At 75.2% G+C, this 1853-nt stretch carries 2 protein-coding genes; both read left to right on the top strand.

The features are described from left to right. Positions 1–139: 139 nt before the first annotated feature. The gene (locus IBL25_RS25955; RefSeq protein WP_187781321.1) at positions 140–1591 is read left to right on the top strand and encodes a UDP-N-acetylmuramoyl-L-alanyl-D-glutamate--2,6-diaminopimelate ligase; all 1452 of its coding nucleotides are present in this window, start codon (positions 140–142) and stop codon (positions 1589–1591) included. Next, positions 1588–1853, top strand: a 266-nt coding sequence (locus tag IBL25_RS25960; protein ID WP_367615696.1) for a Mur ligase domain-containing protein, incomplete at its 3' end; no start/stop codon positions are given. The genes IBL25_RS25955 and IBL25_RS25960, both read left to right, overlap by 4 nt.

Here is a 1853-nt window from a genome sequence, read left to right on the forward strand (position 1 = left end):
CAGACCCTGCAGTTGCCCTCCCCGCGCCCGCTGCCGCTGGCCCCCGCGCCGGGCAGCCTGGCGCCGCCGGTGCCGCTGCGCCTGACCTCGGCCACCACCCCGGTGGCGGCGAGCCCGAACCTTGCGCCTCGATAACCTCATGCGCCACGCGCCCGGCCTCCACCCACTGCAAGCCGCCGTCACGCCCGATATCCTGGGCCTGACGGCGGATAGCCGTGCCGTGCAACCGGGCTACCTCTTCGCCGCCCTGCCGGGCACGCGCTCCGATGGCCGCGCCTTCATCGCCGATGCGGTGGCGCGCGGCGCCGGGGCCGTGCTGGCGCCGGAAGGCACCGACTGGCCCGCCGGCGTGCCGCCCCGCCCCATGCTGACCGCCGCCGATGCCCGCCGCGCCCTGGCGCAGCTGGCCGCCGGCTTCTACGGGCTACAGCCCGCCACTGTGGTGGCCGTGACCGGCACCAACGGCAAGACCAGCACGGTGGATTTCCTGCGCCAGATCTGGACCCTGGCGGGCAAGCGCGCGGCCTCCCTCGGCACGCTGGGGCTGCGGGCGCCGGATTTCCCCGAAATGCCGTCGCTGACCACGCCGGACCCGGTGAAGCTGCACGAGACCCTGGCGGAACTGGCGCGCGGGCGCGTGACCCATGCGGCGCTGGAGGCTTCCTCCCATGGGCTGGAGCAGCGGCGGCTGGACGGGCTGCGCCTCGCCGCCGCCGGCTTCTCCAACCTGACGCGGGACCACCTGGACTACCACGGCGACATGGCGAGCTACGCCGCCGCCAAGCTGCGGCTGTTCGACACGCTGCTGGAGCCCGGCGCCGCCGCGGTCGCCAGCGCCGATATGGATGCCGAGCTGCTGGCGCGGCTGCGCGGCATCGTGGCCAGGCGCGGCCTGCGCCTGCATACGGTGGGCGAGCAGGGCGAGGCCATCCGCCTGCTGCGCCAGGAGGCACTGCCCGAGGGGCAGGTGCTGGCGCTGGAGATCTTCGGCCGCCGCGCCGAGGTCTCGCTCCCCCTGCCCGGCCGCTTCCAGGCCGACAATGTGATGATGGCCGCCGCCCTGGCGGTGGCCGCCGGCCTGCCGGCCGATCAGGTTCTGGCGCTGCTGCCGAAGCTCTCCGGCGTGCGTGGGCGGATGGAGCTGGCGGCGCGCCTGCCCAATGGCGCCGCCGTTTACGTCGATTACGCCCATACGCCGGATGCGCTGGAGCGGCTGCTGAAGGCGCTGCGCCCGCATGCCACCGGGCGGCTGCATGTGGTCTTCGGCGCCGGCGGCGACCGCGACCCCGGCAAGCGGCCGCTGATGGGCGAGGTGGCCTCCCGCCTCGCCGACCATGCCATCGTGACGGATGACAATCCGCGCACCGAGGACCCCGCCGCCATCCGCGCCGCCGTGCGCGCCGGCATGAGCCATGGCGAGGAGGTGGGCGACCGCGCCGCCGCCATCGCCCATGCCATCGAGGGCCTGGCGCCGGGCGATGTGCTGGCCGTGGCCGGCAAGGGCCATGAAAGCGGCCAGACCATCGGCACCACCACCCTGCCCTTCGATGATGTGGAGACGGTTCGCCGTGTCCTGGGCCAGGCCGCGTGAGCGTGCTCTGGACCGCCGCCGAGCTGCGCGCCGCCACCGGCGGCGCGCTGGAGGGTGAGGCCGCCGTCACCGGCGTGGCCATCGACAGCCGCGCCGTGCAGCCGGGCGACCTCTTCGTGGCGCTGCGCGATGCCCGGGATGGGCATGACTTCGCCCCTGCCGCCTTCGCCAATGGCGCCGCCGCCGCCATGGTGGACCGCGACGTGGAAGGCGGGCCGCTGCTGCGGGTGGGCGACACGCTGGCCGGTCTCGCCGCGCTGGG

It is taken from the genome of Pseudoroseomonas ludipueritiae, assembly GCF_014490445.1.
GTDB classification, from domain to species: Bacteria; Pseudomonadota; Alphaproteobacteria; order Acetobacterales; family Acetobacteraceae; genus Pseudoroseomonas; species Pseudoroseomonas ludipueritiae.